Raw genomic sequence first — 20,646 nt, forward strand, 5'->3', positions numbered from 1 at the left:
TTTTATTATTATTTGCTTACGAATTTACTTCTTTCTGTTTATAAAACAACAAACCGATTGCAGAAAATATAATCACTGCTGCCGCACCAATGACATTAAGCCAAAGGAAAGAAACAATATCGAACTGATACACGGCAATCACCGCAATTTCTGATAAAATGGCAGCAATAAATACATTGGAACCGGTAATTTTTTTATAGTAAAAGGCAACAAGAAAAATCCCCAATATCGGGCCATAAAAAAGAGAGCCCAATACATTTACAGCTTCAATAAGGGAACCCATCTGAGTAGCAAACATCGCTACACCGATTGAGAAAATACCCCATGCTAAAGTATGCAGACGGCTATACTTCAATTCGGTGGCATCATCAGGAATTTCTTTGCTGAATATTAAATGAACATCTTTCAATGAACAGGCAGCAAGGGAATTCAGCGCTGCCGAAATTGAGCCCCAGCTAGCCAGAAAAATAACGGCAAACAGTAAACCTATCATCCCTGCAGGCAAGGTATTTTTTACGAAATACAGGAAAATATAATTTGTATCCGTTTTTTCCGCATTATAGCTTGAATTATTGATTGCTTCCTCTACCCTTCCATGAAGTGCTTTCACCTCTGTTTGTGTCTTTTTAAAATCCTGAATTGCTTTTATAAGTTGCGGAGAATTATTTTCTTTCAGCTTTAAAATTTCTTTCGATTCTGCATTAAATTGTATTTGCAATTCCTGATGCTCTTTTTCAAAAACCGCAGCCTGTTCAGGTTTTGTTTCCTTTAAATGCTGGTAAGAGCGCTCGTTAAAATAAATCGGGGCCGGTTTCAGAGAAAAGAAAGCGAAAAGTAAAGCACCAATCATGAGAATAGCAAACTGCATCGGAATTTTAACCAATCCGTTCAACAGCAGACCCATTTTTGCATTGGTATTGTCTTTTGCCGTAATATACCTCCCAACCTGACTCTGATCTGTACCAAAGTAAGACAAGGCCAGAAAAAAACCGCCAATTAAACCGCTCCAGATATTGTATTTATCCTTCCAGTCGAATTCTGTAGTGATGACATTGAGCTTTCCGGATTTCCCAGCCAGATAAAGTGCATCGTTAAAACCAATGCCATCCGGCATATTCTGAATAAGCAGATACCCGGCAAAGGCCATTGTACCCAGAATAATGAGAAACTGCAGCTTTTGGGTGTGTGCGATTGCTTTAGCTCCGCCAACATAGGTATAAATCAACAGAATCCCACCTGTTAAAACATTGGTTAAATAAATATTCCAGTTCAGAACGCTTGACAGAATGATACTCGGGGCATAAATGCTGATCCCCGTTGATAAACCTCTGGAAAAAAGAAAAAGCAGTGAAGTGAGTACCCTTGTTTTTTTATCAAAACGGTTTTCTAAATATTCATAGGCGGTGTAAACATTTAAGCGCTGAAAAATCGGAATGAAAGTAATACAGATCACAATCATCGCCAAAGGTAGCCCAAAATAATACTGCACGAAACGCATCCCGTCTGTATATGCCTGACCCGGTGCTGAAAGAAATGTAATGGCACTTGCCTGAGTCGCCATAATACCTAAAAGTACAATGTACCAAGGCATTTTATTATCTGCTTTCAGGTAGGATGCATTGCTCTTTTGGCCACGACCAATAAATACACCGTACACAACCACTACCACCAGGGTAAAAATTAAAACTGTCCAATCTAAATTACTCATGCCCAGAATTTAGTAAACCAATAATATAATACGATCTGCAATACTAATGCAGCAGCTAATAACAGATACCAGGTATTCCAATTTTTAAGTTTTTTGTTCATTAGTTTTTCTGTGCTGATAAAAAGTTTAAAAATAAACGTGCCGCCCCCACATTTCCGGCAGGCAGTTGCCTGAAAAACGCTAAAGGAGTATAAATAAAATTCCCTTTTCCGTATTTGGCATATAAAGTTGATCCCTGAAGAGGTTCTTCATCTGTATCGTGCATTTCAAAAAGCGGTTCATAGGCTGCATCCCATTGCGCAGGGAAATAGGCGCCACGCTCCTGTACCCAGCCTTTAAAATCATCCGTAGTAATTTTGTTCGGAAAGTTGAGTAGTTTATGATTGGGATTTAAAAACCTCACTTCTGCATTTTCTTCTGTTACCCGCTTATTGGCAATGCTGAAATTATACATCCCTAATTTGTCAACGGTTGTATCCTGGTTGGTGTTGTACTGCATCACCAGATTACCTCCGGCTTTTGCATAAGACCATAGAAAAGGCATCCATCGCCCCAGCTTTTTCTCCGTGTTATTGGCACGAACACCCAATACGATAGCATCATATTGTGACAGCTTGCTTGGACTGCCGTTTCCTCCGGATTCACTTGTATTGCCATAAAAATCTTCATCTTTCAGAACATCTACCTGGATCCCTGCAATACGCAGAAAATCAGGAATAAAATCACCTGCACCTTCTATATAACCCACTTTTTTAACCTTCGTCTGAATATCACCTTTCATTACGGTTACCGTTGCAGGCGTAAAATATTGCAAGGAGGGTAAATGCGGGTACTGAATTAATACCTGTTTTTTATTATAAGTGCCTCCATCTGCAACAAAATTGGCATCCATTTGTAAACGAGATGAATGTATTGCAGCAAGCTTAGTTTTTGGAATCACGTAATCTATGGTGCTATCTTTTCCATTGAGTGAGTTTACATCGGTGCTTCCTATTCTCTCACCGTTGTACATCAGGTTCAGAATGCCTTTACTGAACTGTTTGCTTGAATTAACCTTAACATTTAAACTCAAATGTAAATCTTCATTTTCTTTGACCACATAAAGAGGTTGTGTAAATTTCAGTTCCAATGCAGGAACAATGCGCAAGGCTTCTACCACATCACCACGCACCGGGTCTAATTTTTTGAAAGATAAAGGAAGTTTAACCTGAAACTTTTCTGAACCGATTTTTAAACCAAGCAAAACATTCAGTGGTGATTCCGCTTCGGGTAAACCGATTAAAGTATCATTTGGCACAGAGAAAACTCCTGAATTCGTAGGAGGTTTTGCCAGCCAGTAAGGTTCTGTGAGTGCTGCATCGGCAGGAATCTGAATTTTATGCTCTATGGTAATTAAAGAATCTTTTGAGAGTTCCCGGTTAACGCTTTCCGGTTGGTTCAGCCATTGTACATTTTCTAAAATCACAGGATTCACAGCTCTTGAGATGAGATTTAACCTGAAACTGTAATCGTCTCCGGCAACTGCTTCAGACTTATTGGTGACTACCTCACCCATAAATCCGGCACAGCTTAAAATGATATGGTCGAGAGATTTGATTTTATCCTTTTTTACTTCAATATCTTTCAGGGCCATCACTTTTTTTCGCAAAGCAAGCAAAGCAGGTAAACTCTGGTCAGGATTATTGAAATTGAAAGTTGAAATAATTTTATCTAATGTCTGGTCAATATCTGCATTTCCTTCTGAAGTCCAGGTTCTGACAACTCCGTCAAAAAGTGTTGCTTTTGCAGGTTCGCCGATAACGTGGGCAAAGTATTCTGTTCTGATGCCGGCTACAGACTGTGTTCCTGCCCCCTGGCTTTTATGTAAACTTCTGCTTAATCCTGCCAGTTCACCATATCCCATTCCCAGTTGTGCGTCATATTGGCCAACCGTGACCTTGAGTTGATTTTCAGCAGTCGTATTGACCCCGCCAAACCGGAAAGTATTCCATAATACACGTTTTGGCTGCCATGCATTCACATATTTCAGCTGATCCGGGAAAGCGGTTTTATCACCTGCCAACTTAAAAGCTCTTTCTGCCACCACAGCCGAAGCCGCATGCTGCCCGTGGCCAGCCGCAGCAGTAGGAGGAAAACGACAAATGATAACATCAGGGCGGAATTTGCGGATTACCCATACTACATCAGCTATAATGCTGTTTTCATCCCATTGTTTAAAGGTATCGGTCGTATTTTTAGAGAACCCGAAATCAATCGCCCGGGTAAAAAACTGTTGGGCGCCGTCTAACTTTCTTGCCTCTAAAAGCTCATGCGTTCTGATCAGGCCCAACGCAGCACCTTGCTCTGTACCTAATAAATTCTGGCCTCCGTCACCTCTGGTTAAAGACAGATAGCCTGTTTCTACATTTTGATCGTTGATCAGCCAGGAAAGTAATCCTGTATTTTCATCATCGGGATGAGCCGCAAGGTATAAAACTTTAGGAAGATGTTTAAGGGTTTTGAGTTCACGGTAAATGTCAGATGATTTGGAGGGCCGGACCTGCTGGGCCAAACAAAAAACCGTATTAAAGCCAAGAATAAATACAGTGCTTACTTTTTTGAACATTTAAATTTGCTTTGTGACAAATATAAGTAAATCATCTTTCTTTCAAACATAAAAGAATCAGACTGTGAATTTCACAAAAAAGCTGCTTAAAACTGACCACAAAATCACAAAAGTTTTTTTGAAGATCAAAGATTTTCATCTTAAGAGTATTTCATTCAGTGATATTTCCTTATTTTTCTAAAGTGTACTAAGTGTTGAAAAATAGAAAGATTAACGCAAATTTCATTGATAATTCCGTTTTATTTTAGGTGGGCAAAGGCATGCAACTTTGTCGCTGATGAAGCGTAGGGATAAGCGTATGCTTCGACGAATCAACGAAGTTGATACTATCCTTTGCTCCCTTAAAAATCAGCAACATCGCAAATAAAATCTTTGCGTCAAAAAACACTCATCAATATATTAATCATCTGTATCAGCTCCCAACTTTTTATTTATACCCAAGCTTCTTATTCTGAATGGGTATCAGCCATTTTTCTTTTCTCTCCTTCTTTGAAGAATAATATGTGCAGCATCCAGCATTTTAACAGTATGGATGTAAGGCATCACGATATTCCTTTCCGGTAGATTTTCATAGACACCCATTGAGAAATAGACGATTCCGGACATAAAATAATCAAATTCTTTGAGGGTATATTCCCTGAATGCTTTTTTGAAAACCAGCAACGGATTCCGGTATTCCTTCTCCGAAAGCAGACCAAGAACCCACGGGGAAATCTTTTCAGTCTTGGCATCAACTGTCCATTTTCTTTCCTTCAGCATGATGAGATAACCTGCCCGGATCAGCAACCTCATCGACTGGCAAAACTCAAAGATCTCCGCCGGATCTTCATTGATCCAGCTATTTCTCTTTACTGCATAGTTCATAATGTTGCTGAGCCTTTTTTTGGAAACATCCAGCTCATTGAACTGAAAGAATGTTTCCATCAGCTGTAACCCGGAGTTCTTCTTTTCTGCCCGAAACCGGGGATTGAAATGTGTTTTTATCTTTTTCATTGTTTGTATTTTTTTATAAATGTAAGAAAAAAACAATTGAAACACATATATGTGTTGATGAAAAATTTTAGAAAGTCCAAAATTTACTAAATGTATAAATGGGAAATAGAGGAATTAAAATTTCAAATTGGAAAGCTTATTCAATTATATAGGTTAAAAAGAGGGCTTTCACAGTTTCAGCTTGGAACTGAGCTTAATATCTCAAGTAACCATGTGGGTAGAATTGAAAGGGCAGAAACTAATCCCACCATTGAAAGTCTTGTTACCTTCTGTAATTTTCTTGAAATTGATCTACTACATTTATTTACAAAACTCAATGAAAAAGAGTTAAAGAAGATTGAAAGTGAAATAGATCAACTACAAAAAGAATTTAAAAATCAAAATAAGAGAAAATCCTGACGAAAGTTGGGATTTTTTAATCTATAGATTTATTATTAGTATATTCAAATGAATAAAAAATATAACTATGAGTACATACTTACACTTATCAAATGACAGAAATGAAGAACCTCGTTTTATGCACCCAATCACTAATCTTATTACTGAAGAAATAGGACAAGAGTTTGAATATGATGACCATTACTATTTTCAATTAACTGAAAAAGCAATAAAAGATTTTAAAAATCATAATTTAACAAAAGGGACATATATAATAGCTCAGAAATACTACACTGAAATTGGACAATATTGGACAGTTATAATGTATAAAAAAAAGAAGGAGAGGAAGAGGAGAAATAAATAACATTATTAATAGGTTTAGTAAAAATTAAGAATTTAAAAAGTTAAAAACTAAATGAGTAATAGAAAGAAAGTTTTTATCTCATATTCTTGGGATAACGAAGAACATCAAAATTGGGTATTGAAATTAGCAAATGATTTAATTTCGAAATACGGAGTTGATGTTATTTTAGACCAATTTGATTTAAATGCAGGAAAAGAGTTAACATACTTTATGGAAAATGCTATTTCAGAAGCAGACAAAGTTCTTGTTATCCTGACTCCAAACTACAAACAAAGAGCGGAAAAAAGAGAAAAAGGTGTTGGATATGAAACTTCAATTATTTCACAAGATATATTATCATCATCACTTTCTAAAATTAAATTTATTCCCATATTAAGAATAGGTACTCAAGTGACTTCGGCTCCTTCGCATTTGGTATCAAAATTATATCATAATATGGTTGATGATACAAAATATTATAGTAAGCTATTAGAGTTAGCAAAATTGATTTATGATAAAAACCTCATTGAAAAACCTGATTTAGGCGCAATTCCTAATTTTGATGATATTAAAATAATTGATCCTTTACTAGATATTATAAATGAATTTACATCAGAATCCAGTTTAAATAATAAATTAGATAGAATTGTCGATAGTTATCAAGGTGCCAATATATTAGCAAAAGAAAAAGATCTTATTATAAGTGTAGTTCAACAAAAAGGAGAATTTTATACAGAAAATACACAGTTAGAAATTAAAACTCATTATGATAATCGGGAATCTATTAAAATTAACTGTATGGGATATTCAGCAATTATTAACTTTAATGGAATCGCAACTAATACAGCTAAATATGCAATATTGTTAGTCAGGTATTTTAGGGGCTATATAAGTTTCAGCAACTCTCCTATGTATTTTCCTGGTGAAGAACCTAAACAGATTTCAAGTATTGAATATAAATTCGATATAGACAAATCTGAAAATGTTATATGGAAATCGAAATCCGAGAACTTTACATCAGAAAAATTAATAAATGAAGTATACGCAACAATAATAACAGATTTAAAAAATGCAAAATCGAAAAACTTCAGATAATTTGTGATATCCACAACTTAGTCTGATAGCTTAATTCTAAAAACATTTATAAGTTATCCCGCTCTCCGAAATCTATTGGTTTTGCTGCAGGTTTAAAGGAAATCTTATTTACCAGCTTAAATTCTCACAAACTTCTTCAGCAGAGATCAAAAAACAAAAAAATCCCAACCTTCATTGGGATTTTCAAGCAAAAGAATCTACAGCCTCTATTATTACAGGAATTTCCCACGAAAAAATGCCGGATATTTTCGTATCCGGCATTTTATAATATTAAACTATTGATCTATTTTTACCTTATTCGCTAATCGTTTCCTGATGCTGCTCACAAACTCCTTTGAAACGCCAAATAAGCTCTTTAGTCTTAAAAAGAAAAGACCAAAAATTCAAAACTGGAAACTCATACAGTTGCCACAATTTTAATTTCGACAAGCTGTCCGGGCAATGCAAGCCCGCTTACTCCAACCATTGTACTGGCTACAGCTTCAGGATTATCGTAAAATTCTGTTTTGAAATTTTTTCTTGCCTCAAATGCCGTCGTCATATCCATTGCATAGATAACTTCTTCCACCACATTTTCCATCTTCATATCATACCTTGACAATAATTCTTTAATATTTGCATAAGTTTGTTTCATTTGTGCTTCCATTCCTTCTGCCAATTTGCCTTTTTCGTTGTGACCCAACTGACCGGAAATCCAAACGGTGTTTCCTTTTTTTACCGCCTGGGCATATCCATAAATATCTTCCCAAGGCATTCCAAAACCTTCTGCTTTTTTGTTTTCCTGTACCATTTTTTTATTGTTTAAATTAATAAGGCAAATGTAGAACGGATAAAAATCTTAGAAATTTAACTGGTTTAATAAATAATCTTTTCTTTTATTCTAAATAAAAAAGGTGGTTTACCTATTCTGCATAACCACCCTAATAATTCTTCGAATTTTCGCTATCATTTCAAGAAAGGAAAATTTCCTGCTTATTATTTTTGTTTCTCTTTATTCGCTAATCGTTTCCTGATGGTGCTTACAAACTCCTTTGAAACGCCAAGGTACGATGCAATATAATATTGCGCCACACGCTGCGGAATGGTAGGATACACCCTGATAAATTCCAGATAACGGTCTGTAGCAGGTTGAGAAATGGTGTTAACCAGTCGGTTTTGAAGCGTCACCACATACCGCTGCATCATCAGCCGGAATGCTCTTTCAAACTTCGGAACCTTCTGCATCAGTTCCTCTTTAGTTTCCGGATTCAACATGTAAATTTCGGTGTCTTCCAGGGCTTCTATAAAAATCTTCGAGGGCGTTCTATTATTAAAAGAGTCAATATCGGTAATCCACCAATCTTCAACCGCAAACAGAAGGGTTACTTCAAAACCGTTTTCATCCAGATAATACGTTCGTACACAGCCTTCTTTTATAAACCCTTCAAATTGACAAACCTCTCCTGCACGTAGAAGATGTGTTTTCTTCGGGAACTTCTGAAGCGTCAGCAAACCTTCATATATATTTTCTTCTTCCGGGGTCAGGATCACAAACCGTGAGATGTTTTTGATAATATTTTGAAACATACATTTATTTTACAGCCGCAAATTAGAAAAAAGCCTGTAAAATTCATAGTTCAGAAGCTATTTCATGATCCAAAAATGTTAAGATTTAATGATGATCTGAAGAAAAGATTGAGATCCGAAAGCAAATTAAGCAGCCAAAACAAAAAAAATGTTGTCAACAGGTACGAAATTAAACTAGATTAATTTCAGTGAAAGCGAACTATCCTACATTTGCTAAAGAATTAAGACAACAAAAAATTATAAAATAAAATATTCATTAACATTAAAAATTTAAAACTATGAGCACATTTACATTAAAAGACGGAACAGAGATTTTTTATAAAGACCAGGGAGCAGGACCTGTATTGATGTTTCACCACGGATGGCCGCTATCATCAGACGATTGGGATGCACAGGTTATCTTTTTCTTACAGAGAGGTTACCGGGTAATTTCCCATGACAGAAGAGGCCACGGCCGTTCAAGCCAGAACATCTACAATCACACCATAGAGCAATATGCTTCTGACGCTGCAGAACTTGTAGAATTCCTTGATTTGAAAGATGTGGTACACATAGGACACTCTACAGGAGGTGGTGAAGTCATCCGATATGTACATAAATATGCCAACGGCAGAGCAAAAAAAGCAGTTTTAATCAGTGCTGTTCCACCAGTAATGGTAAAAAGTGAAAACAATCCTGACGGGGTTCCAATGGAAGTTTTTGATGGGATCAGAGAGCAGACTTTGAATAACAGAAACCAGTTTTATTTTGATCTGACTTTCCCTTTCTACGGATACAACAGAGAAGGAGCCAATGTAAAAGACGGTGTACAAAGAAACTGGTGGAGACAAGGAATGATGGGTGGTATTGTAGCTCATTATGAGGGAATCAAAGCATTTTCTGAAACTGATTTCACTGAAGATCTGAAAGCGGTAGATATTCCGGTTTTGGTGCTTCATGGTGAAGATGATCAGATTGTACCGATCGAAAATTCTGCTATAAAATCTGCCAAACTATTGAAAAACGGAAAATTGATTACGTATCCCGGTTTTCCTCACGGAATGCCCACTACGGAACACAAAACAATTAATAAAGATCTTTTAGAATTTATTGAAGCTTAATAAAAAGCAATATAAAAAAGAGATGAATCAAACTGATTCATCTCTTTATGTTTAGAGTACTTTCAAAGCAATGATTTTATTTACCGGCTCTGCTCTACGGTTTTGCGCCTTGCTCAGCCGGTGCTTTCTGTAGAATTTGTATGGCTCCGGTCGCCGTATTTCCGTAAAGCTGAATATAAATATCATCGCCATTTGGTCTTCTTATGACATACACTTTTACGGGTTCATTCCAATAATCTATAGATCCTTCTTCGCCAAAGTATTTGGCTTCTTCTTTTATTCTGTCAAGCTCTTGCTGAGCAACTTTACCATCAAATATTTTTACACCACCTACTTTTGTAATCGCATCATCATAGCTTTTCAGAAAATAGGGTAACGACCAGTCTTCTGTATTGCTTTTTTCGTTGATTATGTACGTTTTCCAAACTTTTCCTTCTATTGGCGTCATTATGCCGTTAAGTGGAAAAAACAGCATGTCATAACTTCTTTGTACCGGTTTGTTTTGAGATTCCAGTCCTTTGGGAAAGCTGAAAAAAGGCAGTTCACCCACTTCAGCGTTGGAAACCGGTATGGAGTTGATATCAAATTGAGCAGTTCCTCCCGGAGATTTTTCTACAGCTGTGGTATTATCTACTGCGACAGTATCCTTTGCTTCTGTTTTCTGTTCAGTCTTTTTGTTACAGGCAGCAAGCAAGGCGCCCATTGATAGAATAATCAGTGTCTTCTTCATTTTAATAAATTTAGTTTTTGGGTGTATAATTTTTAAAAATAGTGAATGATGATACAGCAAGAATCCTTCTTCATCAGAATTGTTCTGTATAATTTTATACTGCACTATTTTGCGGCTCTAACTTACAAATAAAATGCGAATGTAAATTCCTTAGTTTTAAGGATTTTAATGATTAAAAAGATAATATACTGATGATATAATTTTTTAACACAAAGTTTTTATTTTTAGAATTGCTGATCTTTAAGGAAGCAAAGCATAGAATCAACTCTGTTGATTTGTCGAAGCGCTTCATCAGTGACGAAGTCGCATCACTTTTGCCCATCTAAAATACGACGGAATTCTTCATTTGCGTTAAAATTAATTCCAGGTATGAGCTATGAAAGACCTAAAAATTTATGTTCTTCTGATTATATTCTGTGTAAGACTGATATAATTAAACATACAAAATGTTGCTATCGCCCCAAACGTATGCCATAAAAAGTGGGTTCCGAAACTGAACCATTCCCATTTATCAGCGATACGGAAGGTCAATGCTAAAACAAACGACAATAGAGCAAAACCTACCCATTTACCAGCTTTCCATTCGGTATAAATCAAATACTTCAATACCGAGAAAAGGACAAATGAGGCCATCACTGCATAATTTACGTTGATAAAAAGAGACATATTATCTGCCAAAATCCAGTTTCTCAAACCAAACATGAGTACCAGATATCCGAGAACCGTTACAACAGCATAATACCATCTGGTGCTCTGCGCTACAAAATAAAATCCGGCAGACAGACATAATAACATAATGGGCAGCCAATCCATCATAATAAATACCGGCCATTGTCTGAAAGAATGATAAACAGTTCCTCCTATAGCACCAATATATAATAAAACCAGACAGTAGGCTAAAAAAGGATATTGCTTAAAATTACCTTTTATTTTTATGGTCCAGAAAATGGCTAAGACTAAAAAAAACACGGCAGTTACTGCGTTTAAGGGCTCAGGAAAAAACTGGGCCATATCTGTTTCTTTATATAACATACCTCCGTCCGGAGGTAATTGGTTTATTGGCATTGTTCTCTTTATATCTGTTCTACAAATGCTTTATTTCACTTCTCTAAAGATAGAAAATTGATTCAGTTTTTTAATTCATTCTTTAAAAAGATTTTTCTTCACGGCAATAATTAAAGTAACTAAAACCCAATCATCTGTTCTTTTTTTAAATGCTTACAGATTGATCAGATAATGCAGGTTTTATCTCATCTGGATTTGCCTAATCATTGTATTTCAGGACTTATGTTATCCCCTTTCATCAATGCATTTTTTCCTGCTGTATATTTCCCATTTTACAAATCCTTTTCTATCTTTGTGGGAAATAAAAAAATTCATGGATAAAATTGATAGTCTGAACCAAGTAGCAGAATTCCATACTACTTTCAAAGCCCCTATTTTAGATACCCCACAAATTCCTTCTCCTGAAAGATGCAATCTTAGAGTAGAGCTTCTACAGGAAGAGCTGAACGAGCTGAAACAAGCCATTGCAGACAATAATATCGTAGAAATTGCTGATGCATTGTGTGATTTACAGTACGTTTTGAGTGGTGCCGTACTTGAATTCGGACTTGGCAATAAATTTGTAGAGTTATTCAACGAGGTTCAGCGTTCCAATATGTCGAAGGCATGTGACAATGAAGAGCAGGCAAAGGAAACAGTTGAATTCTATAAAGAAAAAGAGGTAGAGTCTTTTTATGAGAAGTCTGGAGAAAAATTCAATGTATACAGACAGGCAGATCATAAAGTATTAAAGAATAAATACTACTCTCCTGCTGATTTAAAATCAATTATTGAGAAATAAAATATGAAGAAATTTATTACAAATCTTGTTGCCCTTTCAAGCTTATTTCTAGCTGCCCAGCAATTCAGTGCCCAGAAAGTGGTAGTCAACCGTGAGGTTACTACCGAGAAGGATGGCAAAATGCTTTTGGGCCATCAGCTGAAAGATCAGTTTCTAAAAGCACCTTATTCAGACTGGTATGTAAAGGAACATGACGAGTATAGCATTGATCAGAAAGCTGTAAGCGAACTTAAAAAAGGAAAACTGGGTTCTTACGACCTGATTGTTTTCATGGGAACATGGTGTGAAGACAGCCACAGAGATATTCCGAGACTGATGAAGATTCTGGAAGAAGCCAATTACCCGGACAGCAAACTCACCATTATTGCCGTGAACCGCAAAAAAGAATCTCCTTCCGGAGACGAAGGTCTTTACAATGTACAGAAAGTACCTACCATTATTGTAAAAAGGTATGGCAAAGAGGTGGGCAGAATTGTAGAAATGCCTACCACAGGATATATTGAAAGAGATCTGGTTCAGATTTTGAAAAAAAATGATTCTTCTGTCATCAAAGAAATTTTTAAATAGATTTTGAGAAATTATAAAACAATTTTATCGTTTGTAGCAGGTGCAGGAGTAATGGTACTTCTATTCTTCGGCCTTAAGTCTTGTCTGAATCTTGGCAATAAAACGGAAAAGTCTGATTATTATATTCTGACCAACCAGATTTCAAAGATGAATAAGATGGTGGTGATGGAGCAGAATACTTCCAGTATGCAGAAAACCAAAATGGGCTATGAAGTTTTCGGGAAAGAAATTTCAAGTAACAGTATTATTACCTATACAAAAACCAATGCCCAGGTTTCTTATGATCTTAATAAAATGAAGATCGAAGTAGATTCCATCAACAAAAAACTGGTGATCACAGAACTACCTGATGCAGACATAAGAATTACCCCAAGCGTTGAGATCCAGTCTCTGGATGATTCCTTTGTCAACAGGATTTCAGAGAAAGACATCAAAAATGTAACGGAAAAAGCTAAAGAAACAGCCCTTAAATCAATTGACCAGAATCAGTTGAGAAGCGAAGGACGTAAGCAGCTGATGGAAAATCTGGATAATATTTTTGTATTGGCAAAAGCTCTGAATTATACAATAGAAGATAAGACCGGAAAGATTGGTATTTTAGGACTTTAGCATATACACATTCCGTTTGGCAAATACTTTGAATGATATATAAAAATTTAAAGTTATGGATTCAAAAGGAAACAGCCCAAAGAAAGAATCTGCTAATACTGCAGAAACGAAAAAGCAGAATCAGGATTTCCAGGATATTCCTGCTTCATCGAAAAAGACCAATCCACCTGAAATTGATAAGGAAGACATTCAAAAAGCTTCAAAAAACAAATCAGGAAAAACGGATAATACAAAAAACAAAAGTTGACCGCTAAGGTTTGTAATATTCTTTAAAACAAAAATTCTGTCTCATAACGAGGCAGGATTTTTTATTTTAACGGATCAAGATAAGGCTTTTCTTTTTACATACACCTTGTCATTCTGCTAGAAATCCAGCCTTACAAGCTGTAACTTAGACTTTTTTAAACCACAAAAGATACAAAAGCTCTTAAACACTTTAGTTTTTTTAGCTACAAGCTATGCGTATAAGAAGTACACAGAAGTTATTGAAAATCTCTGATTTTCTTTATTTTGTACGATCTTTGTAACTCAATACATACTTTGTCATTCCGCAAAGAATCTAGCCTTACTAATTGTAACTTAAAATATTTTTCAACCACAAAAGACACAAAAGCTCTTAAACACTTTAGTTTTAAGCTACAAGCTATGCGTATAAGAAGTACACAGAAGTTCCTGAAAATCTCCGATTTTCTTTATTTATCCTTTGTAATTAATACAAATAGGATTTAACAAAAAGATTAAACTCCCCCCTTTGCTGAGTGAAACGCCTTTGCGACCGAAAAAATATACAGCATGAAAAATCCATAAGCGAACTCTTGCATTTAACTTATACCTTATTTATAAGTATTATGATTGATCTTAACTTTCCTTAAATAGCTTCATCATTCTTAATGTTTTAAAATAATTTTAAAAATCTATGCCATCTGCGAGAAACAAAAAATACCCATCACACAAAGCAAAAGGTTCCGTCTCATACGAGGCGGAACCTTTCTTCTAACTATCTATCTAAGTGAACTTTGTTTTCTATTTATACAATCGTTGATTTTCCGATCTTTACATTTTCAAAATTATAATAAGACTTCTCTGAATATCTGATATAATCTGCAATAAAGCTTCCGACCTCACTGGTAGAATAATATTGCTTGGTATTCAGATCAATGGTAACATATTTATTTTCAATAGCATGTTCTACAGACTGTCTCAGCTTGCTGGCAGCCGGCTGTAGCCCAAGATGATCCAGCATCATTGCCACACTTAAAATGGACGCTATAGGATTGGCGATTCCCTTTCCTTTTGCCTGCGGATAAGATCCATGGATAGGTTCAAACAGTGAGTTTTTCTCCCCAACAGATGCCGAAGGAAGCAATCCTATTGACCCACCGATAACACTTGCTTCATCAGAAATGATATCGCCAAACATATTTTCTGTCAGGATCACATCAAACTGCTTCGGATTCAGGATCAGTTGCATCGCTGCATTATCTACAAACATATAATCCAATTGTACTTCAGGATATTCCGGGGCAATTTCCTGACAGATTTTTCGCCACAATCTCGAAGTATCCAATACATTGGCTTTATCAATCAGGGTCAGTTTTTTATTTCTTTTCTGTGCTTCCTGAAATGCCATGTGAGCGATCGGAATAATGTCTTCTCTGCTGTATTTACATATGTCGTAAGCGTATTCACCTTCCGGGTCTGTAAATTTTTCGCCAAAATAGATCCCGCTTACCAGTTCTCTGAAAATCTGGATATCAGCCCCTTCAATGATTTCTCTTTTGAGCGGGCTCTTTTCGATCAGGGATGCATAAGTCTTTAAAGGACGGATATTGGCAAATAATCCTAATTCTTTACGAAGCTTTAAAAGTCCCTGCTCCGGTCTCACTTTGGCCTCAGGGTTATTATCAAAAGCAGGATCACCAATAGCTCCGAAAAGGACAGCATCTGATTCTTTGCAGATCTTCAGTGTTTCTTCAGGAAGTGGATTTCCTGTCTGAAAAATAGCTTCAGCGCCAATCAGACCATATTCAAAATGGAATTTGTATTGAAAAGCCTCAGCAATTACATCCAGTATTTTGATGCTTTCACTGATGATCTCCGGCCCGATTCCGTCTCCGGGAAGGACTGCGATTTTAAAATAATTGTTGCTCATTGGTTTTTTGTGTTTTTAGTTCAAATTCTATGATCGCCTGTTTTCTGCTGATTAAAAAATCAATATCATCATAGCCGTTTAAAAGGCATATTTTCTTATAGGAATCAATCTCGAAGGTTTCGGTGGTATCTTTAAAGCTGATGGACTGTAATTCAACATCAATAGCAATTTCATTATCCGGGTTTTCATGAATGCCTTCTAAGATTTCTTTTAAAAATTCTTCAGAAACTTTTACGGGAAGAAGTCCGTTATTCAGTGCATTGCCTTTGAAAATATCGGCAAAATAGCTTGAAACAATTACCTTAAAACCATAATCTGTTAAAGACCAGGCGGCGTGCTCACGACTGCTTCCACATCCGAAGTTGTTTCCTGCCACTAAAATTTCACCTTTAAATTTCGGATTATTCAGGACAAAGTCCGGATTCGGTTCTCCGGTATGAATATTGAATCTCCAGTCTCTGAAAAGATTTTCTCCAAAACCCTTTCTGTCTATACTTTTTAAAAATCTTGCCGGAATAATCTGATCCGTATCTATATTTTCTGCCGGTAATGGAACCGCAGTAGATTTTATGACAACTAATTTTTGCATTTGCTCTTTTAATCTGTTTAATTTAAGCTTTCAAAAGCTGAGATTCTACCTTCTATAGCAGCTTTGGCAGCCGTTAACGGACTTGCCAGGATCGTTCTTGCTCCCTGCCCCTGTCTGCCTTCAAAATTCCTGTTGGAAGTGGAAACACAGTACTCTCCTTCCGGGATTTTATCATCATTCATGGCAAGACATGCCGAACAGCCGGGTTGACGGATCTGGAATCCTGCATCACTGAATATTTTATCAAGCCCTTCTTCATAAATCTGTTTTACAACCTGCTGTGAACCTGGAACAATCAGTGCCTTCACCGCTTCAGATTTACTTTTACCTTTAATATACTGGGCTGCCGAACGGAAGTCTTCTATTCTTGCATTGGTACAGCTTCCTATGAAAACATAATTAACTTTAATGCTCGAAAGTGCCTGCCCGGCTTCCAGTCCCATATACTTCAGTGCTTTTTCTTCTGATTCATTCTGAGGTACAGGAATCGTTTCATACAAAGAAATTCCCATTCCCGGATTGGTTCCGTAAGTAATCATAGGATAAATATCGGAGGCATCAAAGCTGAGTTCCTGATCGAAAGCGGCACCTTCATCTGTTTTTAAAGTACTCCAATAGGCTACTTTTTCTTCCCACTCTTCACCTTCGGGAGCAAATTTCCTTCCTTTTACATAGCTGAAAGTAATTTCATCAGGAGCAATCATTCCTCCTCTGGCCCCCATTTCAATGCTCATATTGCAAACGGTCATTCTTCCTTCCATCGACATTTCTTCGAAAACATTTCCTGCATATTCACAGAAATAACCGGTTCCGCCATCTGTTCCGATCTTGGAAATGATATATAAAATCACATCTTTAGGCTGTACATTTTCATTCAGCTTACCATTCACGGTAATCCTCATTGATTTTGGCTTATTGAGCAGAAGACACTGGCTTGCAAATACCTGAGCAACCTGGCTTGTTCCAATCCCGAAAGCAATAGATCCAAAAGCTCCATGAGTTGATGTATGGCTGTCTCCGCATACGATGCTCATTCCCGGCTGGGTAATTCCCAGTTCCGGAGCAATGATGTGAACGATCCCCTGATACTGGTGTCCCAGCCCGAAGAGTTCAATATTATTTTTTGTGCAGTTTTCTGTAAGCTGCTGAACCTGATTTCTTGATAATTCATCACGGATCGGTTGCTCCTGGTTCAATGTGGGAACGTTATGATCGGCTGTTGCCACAATCTGTTCCGGTCTGAAGATTTCCAGGTTCCGGGATTCCAGCTCTGCGAAAGCCTGCGGACTTGTAACTTCATGGATCAGATGTTTGTCAATATAAATAATCTGTGGCCCGTCAGGTACCGTTTCTACGACATGAGCGTCCCAAACCTTATCAAAAAGAGTCTTTTTATTGTTGTTCATTTTTTACTTTTTCCTGATTTAAATCAAACCTATCCTATTTTTCTGCTGAAAGCTTCCATGATAAGGTTCAGATCGTCATTTCCTATTTCCTTTTTAAGATCGGCAATTTTTAAGAATTCCTGATACAGATAATCCAGTTCATTCTTCGTAACATCATGACCAATATGCTTAAATCTGTATGCCAGTGCCGAACGTCCGCTTCTTGCCGTAAGAACTATGGAAGAAGCATTCACTCCTACTTCTGCCGGATCAATGATCTCATAAGTTTCCCTGTTTTTGATGACACCGTCCTGGTGGATTCCTGAGCTGTGTGCAAAAGCATTGGCTCCTACTATCGCTTTGTTGGGCTGTACAGACATTCCCATCAGATCAGAGACCATTGTGCTCATTTCATTCAGCATTTTTGAGTTGACATCTGTATGAAGGTTTAAATTTTTATGTTGCTTCAGGATCATCACAACTTCTTCCAATGCTGTATTTCCGGCTCTTTCTCCCAATCCGTTGATGGTACATTCAATCTGGCGTGCGCCGTTGATGGCTCCCGCTATGGAATTGGCTGTTGCCAACCCAAGATCGTTGTGACAATGGCAGGATAAAACTGCTTTTTCAATTCCTTTTACGTTTTCTTTCAGGTATTTTATTTTCTGACCGTATTCTTCCGGCAGGCAATATCCTGTTGTATCAGGAATATTCAACACCGTGGCTCCTGCTTTGATCACGGCTTCACATACCTGTGCCAGATATTCATTGTCTGTTCTTCCGGCGTCTTCTGCATAAAATTCCACATCTTCCACATAGCTTTTTGCATATCTCACCGCTTCTGCTGCTCTTTCTATGATATCTTCTCTGTTGGAATTGAATTTATATCTGATATGAGAATCTGAAGTCCCTATCCCGGTATGTATTCTTGGTCTTTTGGCATATTTCAGTGCTTCAGCGGCAGTGTCAATATCTTTTTTGTTGGCTCTTGTCAGGCCGCAAACCGTCGCATTTCTTACCAGTTTTGAAATTTCAGAAACAGATTCAAAATCTCCCGGACTGGAAATCGGAAATCCTGCTTCAATGATATCAACCCCCAGTTCATCCAGCTTTTCGGCAATAATCAGTTTTTGCCCCGTGTTCAGTTTACATCCCGGAACCTGTTCCCCATCCCTTAGTGTGGTATCAAAAATTTCAATTTTTTCGGAATTCATAAATGAAGTTTTTTACTTAATTTTGGCTCAAAACTACAGCTTGCAATATTTTTTCATTTTCAGTTTTCCTGAAAATTACAATATTCAATCGTTGAAGAAATACTCATATCTATTTATTAATCAATATTTTAATATTTAAAAATTTACAATGGCAGAATTGCAGAAAGATTTTTTGTTTGTACTGGTAAAGTCATTGACTACTTCAGAAAAACGACAGTTTAAGCTGTATGTAAACCGTCTCGGAATAAACGTAGATGCCAAATTTCTTCTGCTGTTTTCCGAGATTGATAAAATGAAGGAATATGATGAAAGTATCATCATAGAGAAGAAGATCTCAACAAAACAGCAGCTATCCAATCTTAAGGCCCATCTTTACAAGCAGATCCTGGTAAGCCTCCGTATGAACCCGAGTCATCAGAACTATAGAATCCAGCTTCGTGAACAGTTGGATTTTGCGAATATTTTATACCAGAAAGGACTTTATAAACAGGCCTTAAAGATTTTAGATAAAACCAAACAAACGGCTTTGGAACTGGATGAAAAAAGCATTGCTTCCGAAGTTATAGACCTTGAAAAAGTCATTGAATCCCAATTTATTACCCGCAGTATCGTAGGCCGTGCAGATGAGCTGATCCGGGAATCCAGGGAAATAAGCAGGCAGAACCGCTACACCACAAAACTCTCCAATCTATCGTTGAAACTCTACAGCGAAATGCTTACCCATGGCTATGTAAAAAATGATGCTGACCGTGAAGAGGTTATGGATCTCTTTAACGAAGAAATCAAAAATATAAAGCTTGAAAAACTGAATTTCACTGAAAAACTATGGTATTTCAAAGCTCATGTATGGAAAAACCAGCTTCTGCAGGATTATAAATACACCCTGAAATATGCCTATCAGTGGGTAGATCTTTTCCATAAAAAGCCTGAAATGATCTACAGCCATCCGGTATGGTATATCAAAGGGAATACTTACCTGCTTAAAATTCTTTTTCTATACGGAAATATTGATATTCTGGAGGAGCATTTTGAAAATTTCAACACAATGGTTCATGCAGAGAATTTTGCCCAGAATGAAAACCTTCAGTCCTTGATCTTTCTTACCCACTATAATACATTAATGAATATCCATTTTGTGAAAGGTGAGTTTTTTACAGGAACGAAGCTTATTCCTGAAATTGAACTCAAGATGGAAAAGCTTCGGGAACGCATTGATGAGCACCACTTCATGATTCTTTATCTGAAAATGGCGGCCATGTTCTTTGGCAGCAAAATGTTTGAAAAATCTATAGAATACTCGATGCGGGTAATTGAGTCAAAAGGAAACGTACAGGAGGATCTGTTGTTTCACACAAGAATTCTGATCCTGATGGCTAAATATGAATCCGGAAATGACGAAGATTATGACGAATTTATTGCGTCTACTTTAAAATTTGCCAAAAAGATGAAGAAACCGGAAGAATTTCACTTTGAAAGCATTCAGTTCTTTAAAACCCTGAATAATCAGGTACCAGACCAGAGGCAGAAAGCATTTGAAAGTTTTGATAAGAAGCTTGAGGAGTTTTCTAAAAATGAGTATTACAGAAGATCCTTATTTTATATTGATATTCATGGGTGGATAAAATCTAAGGTTCAGCATGTGGATGTGATTGAGATCATCAAACAAAAGGTGAAATATAAAAGAAAAAGCTAGCCGGAGATTGAATTTCCGACCAGCTTTTTTATTTTTTTACCTCTCGCTGATCAAACAGATTTCGCAGATCTTT

20 protein-coding genes are annotated in these 20,646 nt (G+C 36.8%); 9 read left to right on the forward strand and 11 right to left on the reverse strand.

What is annotated here, in order from left to right; genetic code table 11:
* Positions 1–16 precede the first annotated feature (16 nt).
* The 3 genes from ACTJJF_RS05580 to ACTJJF_RS05590 all read right to left on the reverse strand — a co-directional run bounded on the left by ACTJJF_RS05580 (position 17) and on the right by ACTJJF_RS05590 (position 5,306).
* Positions 17–1,708, reverse strand: a complete 1,692-nt coding sequence (locus ACTJJF_RS05580) for a sodium:solute symporter (protein WP_440698976.1) — start codon at positions 1,706–1,708, stop codon at positions 17–19.
* Positions 1,709–1,808: 100 nt separating this feature from the next.
* Positions 1,809–4,313, reverse strand: coding sequence for a PIG-L family deacetylase (locus ACTJJF_RS05585; RefSeq protein ID WP_440698977.1), 2,505 nt, complete (start codon positions 4,311–4,313; stop codon positions 1,809–1,811).
* A 462-nt stretch (positions 4,314–4,775) separates the two neighbouring features.
* Positions 4,776–5,306 carry a hypothetical protein gene (locus tag ACTJJF_RS05590; RefSeq protein WP_440698978.1) on the reverse strand — a complete coding sequence of 177 codons (531 nt, stop codon included), beginning with the start codon at positions 5,304–5,306 and terminating at the stop codon, positions 4,776–4,778.
* A gap of 90 nt (positions 5,307–5,396) precedes the next feature.
* Here ACTJJF_RS05590 and ACTJJF_RS05595 point away from each other — a divergent pair, with 90 nt between their 5' ends.
* The 3 genes from ACTJJF_RS05595 to ACTJJF_RS05605 all read left to right on the forward strand — a co-directional run bounded on the left by ACTJJF_RS05595 (position 5,397) and on the right by ACTJJF_RS05605 (position 7,122).
* The gene (locus tag ACTJJF_RS05595) at positions 5,397–5,705 is read left to right on the forward strand and encodes a helix-turn-helix domain-containing protein (RefSeq protein ID WP_440698979.1); all 309 of its coding nucleotides are present in this window, start codon (positions 5,397–5,399) and stop codon (positions 5,703–5,705) included.
* Between the two features lie 67 nt (positions 5,706–5,772).
* Positions 5,773–6,048: a hypothetical protein gene (locus tag ACTJJF_RS05600; RefSeq protein ID WP_440698980.1), complete on the forward strand. Its 276-nt coding sequence runs from the start codon at positions 5,773–5,775 to the stop codon at positions 6,046–6,048.
* 51 nt (positions 6,049–6,099) lie between these two features.
* On the forward strand, positions 6,100–7,122 hold the full coding sequence (locus ACTJJF_RS05605) for an SEFIR domain-containing protein (protein ID WP_440698981.1): 1,023 nt from the start codon (positions 6,100–6,102) through the stop codon (positions 7,120–7,122).
* 397 nt (positions 7,123–7,519) lie between these two features.
* On the opposite strand, the gene ACTJJF_RS05610 is transcribed toward ACTJJF_RS05605, so the two are convergent.
* Positions 7,520–7,912: a Rid family hydrolase gene (locus tag ACTJJF_RS05610; protein ID WP_440698982.1), complete on the reverse strand. Its 393-nt coding sequence runs from the start codon at positions 7,910–7,912 to the stop codon at positions 7,520–7,522.
* 185 nt (positions 7,913–8,097) lie between these two features.
* The gene (locus ACTJJF_RS05615; protein WP_312303642.1) at positions 8,098–8,688 is read right to left on the reverse strand and encodes a Crp/Fnr family transcriptional regulator; all 591 of its coding nucleotides are present in this window, start codon (positions 8,686–8,688) and stop codon (positions 8,098–8,100) included.
* A 278-nt stretch (positions 8,689–8,966) separates the two neighbouring features.
* On the opposite strand from ACTJJF_RS05615, the gene ACTJJF_RS05620 reads away from it, so the two are divergent.
* Positions 8,967–9,788, forward strand: a complete 822-nt coding sequence (locus tag ACTJJF_RS05620) for an alpha/beta fold hydrolase (RefSeq protein ID WP_312303645.1) — start codon at positions 8,967–8,969, stop codon at positions 9,786–9,788.
* Positions 9,789–9,882: 94 nt separating this feature from the next.
* Here ACTJJF_RS05620 and ACTJJF_RS05625 read toward each other — a convergent pair whose 3' ends face one another.
* Together ACTJJF_RS05625 and ACTJJF_RS05630 are read right to left on the reverse strand one after the other, a co-directional pair.
* Positions 9,883–10,518 carry a hypothetical protein gene (locus ACTJJF_RS05625; RefSeq protein WP_312303648.1) on the reverse strand — a complete coding sequence of 212 codons (636 nt, stop codon included), beginning with the start codon at positions 10,516–10,518 and terminating at the stop codon, positions 9,883–9,885.
* A 393-nt stretch (positions 10,519–10,911) separates the two neighbouring features.
* Positions 10,912–11,583 carry a hypothetical protein gene (locus ACTJJF_RS05630; protein ID WP_312303650.1) on the reverse strand — a complete coding sequence of 224 codons (672 nt, stop codon included), beginning with the start codon at positions 11,581–11,583 and terminating at the stop codon, positions 10,912–10,914.
* Between the two features lie 313 nt (positions 11,584–11,896).
* On the opposite strand from ACTJJF_RS05630, the gene ACTJJF_RS05635 reads away from it, so the two are divergent.
* Genes ACTJJF_RS05635 through ACTJJF_RS05650 form a run of 4 tightly spaced genes read left to right on the forward strand, consistent with a single transcriptional unit; the run spans position 11,897 to position 13,787 of the window.
* A complete protein-coding gene (locus tag ACTJJF_RS05635) occupies positions 11,897–12,364 on the forward strand; it encodes a nucleoside triphosphate pyrophosphohydrolase family protein (RefSeq protein ID WP_034694493.1) in 468 nt (155 codons plus the stop codon).
* Positions 12,365–12,367: 3 nt separating this feature from the next.
* A complete protein-coding gene (locus ACTJJF_RS05640; RefSeq protein WP_312303653.1) occupies positions 12,368–12,931 on the forward strand; it encodes a TlpA family protein disulfide reductase in 564 nt (187 codons plus the stop codon).
* 3 nt (positions 12,932–12,934) lie between these two features.
* On the forward strand, positions 12,935–13,540 hold the full coding sequence (locus tag ACTJJF_RS05645) for a DUF4230 domain-containing protein (RefSeq protein ID WP_312303655.1): 606 nt from the start codon (positions 12,935–12,937) through the stop codon (positions 13,538–13,540).
* A gap of 55 nt (positions 13,541–13,595) precedes the next feature.
* Positions 13,596–13,787, forward strand: coding sequence for a hypothetical protein (locus ACTJJF_RS05650; protein WP_312303658.1), 192 nt, complete (start codon positions 13,596–13,598; stop codon positions 13,785–13,787).
* Positions 13,788–14,567: 780 nt separating this feature from the next.
* Here ACTJJF_RS05650 and leuB read toward each other — a convergent pair.
* From leuB to ACTJJF_RS05670, 4 genes are read right to left on the reverse strand one after another with little or no spacing between them, the layout of a single operon-like run.
* The gene (leuB, locus tag ACTJJF_RS05655) at positions 14,568–15,692 is read right to left on the reverse strand and encodes a 3-isopropylmalate dehydrogenase (RefSeq protein ID WP_312303660.1); all 1,125 of its coding nucleotides are present in this window, start codon (positions 15,690–15,692) and stop codon (positions 14,568–14,570) included.
* Entirely contained in the window at positions 15,673–16,281 is a 609-nt protein-coding gene (gene leuD, locus ACTJJF_RS05660) for a 3-isopropylmalate dehydratase small subunit (protein WP_440698983.1), read from the reverse strand. Before leuD ends, leuB begins: the two co-directional genes overlap by 20 nt.
* A gap of 17 nt (positions 16,282–16,298) precedes the next feature.
* The gene (gene leuC, locus ACTJJF_RS05665; protein ID WP_440698984.1) at positions 16,299–17,687 is read right to left on the reverse strand and encodes a 3-isopropylmalate dehydratase large subunit; all 1,389 of its coding nucleotides are present in this window, start codon (positions 17,685–17,687) and stop codon (positions 16,299–16,301) included.
* A gap of 29 nt (positions 17,688–17,716) precedes the next feature.
* A complete protein-coding gene (locus ACTJJF_RS05670) occupies positions 17,717–18,880 on the reverse strand; it encodes a 2-isopropylmalate synthase (protein ID WP_312303667.1) in 1,164 nt (387 codons plus the stop codon).
* 148 nt (positions 18,881–19,028) lie between these two features.
* Between ACTJJF_RS05670 and ACTJJF_RS05675 the strand changes: the two genes are divergently transcribed.
* A complete protein-coding gene (locus tag ACTJJF_RS05675) occupies positions 19,029–20,573 on the forward strand; it encodes a hypothetical protein (protein WP_312303670.1) in 1,545 nt (514 codons plus the stop codon).
* The last annotated feature ends 73 nt before the right edge of the window (positions 20,574–20,646 follow it).

This window comes from Chryseobacterium sp. 22458 (assembly GCF_052044975.1).
In the GTDB taxonomy this organism is placed as follows: Bacteria; Bacteroidota; Bacteroidia; order Flavobacteriales; family Weeksellaceae; genus Chryseobacterium.

What these genes read in the sequence shown, in the direction of transcription:
- ACTJJF_RS05625 (WP_312303648.1), bottom strand. Translation starts at nt 10,518, where the DNA reads ATGAAGAAGACACTGATTATTCTATCAATGGGCGCCTTGCTTGCTGCC.
- leuD (WP_440698983.1), bottom strand. Translation starts at nt 16,281, where the DNA reads ATGCAAAAATTAGTTGTCATAAAATCTACTGCGGTTCCATTACCGGCA.
- ACTJJF_RS05610 (WP_440698982.1), bottom strand. Translation starts at nt 7,912, where the DNA reads ATGGTACAGGAAAACAAAAAAGCAGAAGGTTTTGGAATGCCTTGGGAA.
- ACTJJF_RS05650 (WP_312303658.1), top strand. Translation starts at nt 13,596, where the DNA reads ATGGATTCAAAAGGAAACAGCCCAAAGAAAGAATCTGCTAATACTGCA.
- ACTJJF_RS05590 (WP_440698978.1), bottom strand. Translation starts at nt 5,306, where the DNA reads ATGAAAAAGATAAAAACACATTTCAATCCCCGGTTTCGGGCAGAAAAG.
- ACTJJF_RS05675 (WP_312303670.1), top strand. Translation starts at nt 19,029, where the DNA reads ATGGCAGAATTGCAGAAAGATTTTTTGTTTGTACTGGTAAAGTCATTG.
- ACTJJF_RS05630 (WP_312303650.1), bottom strand. Translation starts at nt 11,583, where the DNA reads ATGCCAATAAACCAATTACCTCCGGACGGAGGTATGTTATATAAAGAA.
- ACTJJF_RS05600 (WP_440698980.1), top strand. Translation starts at nt 5,773, where the DNA reads ATGAGTACATACTTACACTTATCAAATGACAGAAATGAAGAACCTCGT.
- ACTJJF_RS05580 (WP_440698976.1), bottom strand. Translation starts at nt 1,708, where the DNA reads ATGAGTAATTTAGATTGGACAGTTTTAATTTTTACCCTGGTGGTAGTG.
- ACTJJF_RS05620 (WP_312303645.1), top strand. Translation starts at nt 8,967, where the DNA reads ATGAGCACATTTACATTAAAAGACGGAACAGAGATTTTTTATAAAGAC.
- ACTJJF_RS05670 (WP_312303667.1), bottom strand. Translation starts at nt 18,880, where the DNA reads ATGAATTCCGAAAAAATTGAAATTTTTGATACCACACTAAGGGATGGG.
- ACTJJF_RS05595 (WP_440698979.1), top strand. Translation starts at nt 5,397, where the DNA reads ATGTATAAATGGGAAATAGAGGAATTAAAATTTCAAATTGGAAAGCTT.
- ACTJJF_RS05615 (WP_312303642.1), bottom strand. Translation starts at nt 8,688, where the DNA reads ATGTTTCAAAATATTATCAAAAACATCTCACGGTTTGTGATCCTGACC.
- ACTJJF_RS05605 (WP_440698981.1), top strand. Translation starts at nt 6,100, where the DNA reads ATGAGTAATAGAAAGAAAGTTTTTATCTCATATTCTTGGGATAACGAA.
- ACTJJF_RS05585 (WP_440698977.1), bottom strand. Translation starts at nt 4,313, where the DNA reads ATGTTCAAAAAAGTAAGCACTGTATTTATTCTTGGCTTTAATACGGTT.
- ACTJJF_RS05640 (WP_312303653.1), top strand. Translation starts at nt 12,368, where the DNA reads ATGAAGAAATTTATTACAAATCTTGTTGCCCTTTCAAGCTTATTTCTA.
- leuC (WP_440698984.1), bottom strand. Translation starts at nt 17,687, where the DNA reads ATGAACAACAATAAAAAGACTCTTTTTGATAAGGTTTGGGACGCTCAT.
- leuB (WP_312303660.1), bottom strand. Translation starts at nt 15,692, where the DNA reads ATGAGCAACAATTATTTTAAAATCGCAGTCCTTCCCGGAGACGGAATC.
- ACTJJF_RS05635 (WP_034694493.1), top strand. Translation starts at nt 11,897, where the DNA reads ATGGATAAAATTGATAGTCTGAACCAAGTAGCAGAATTCCATACTACT.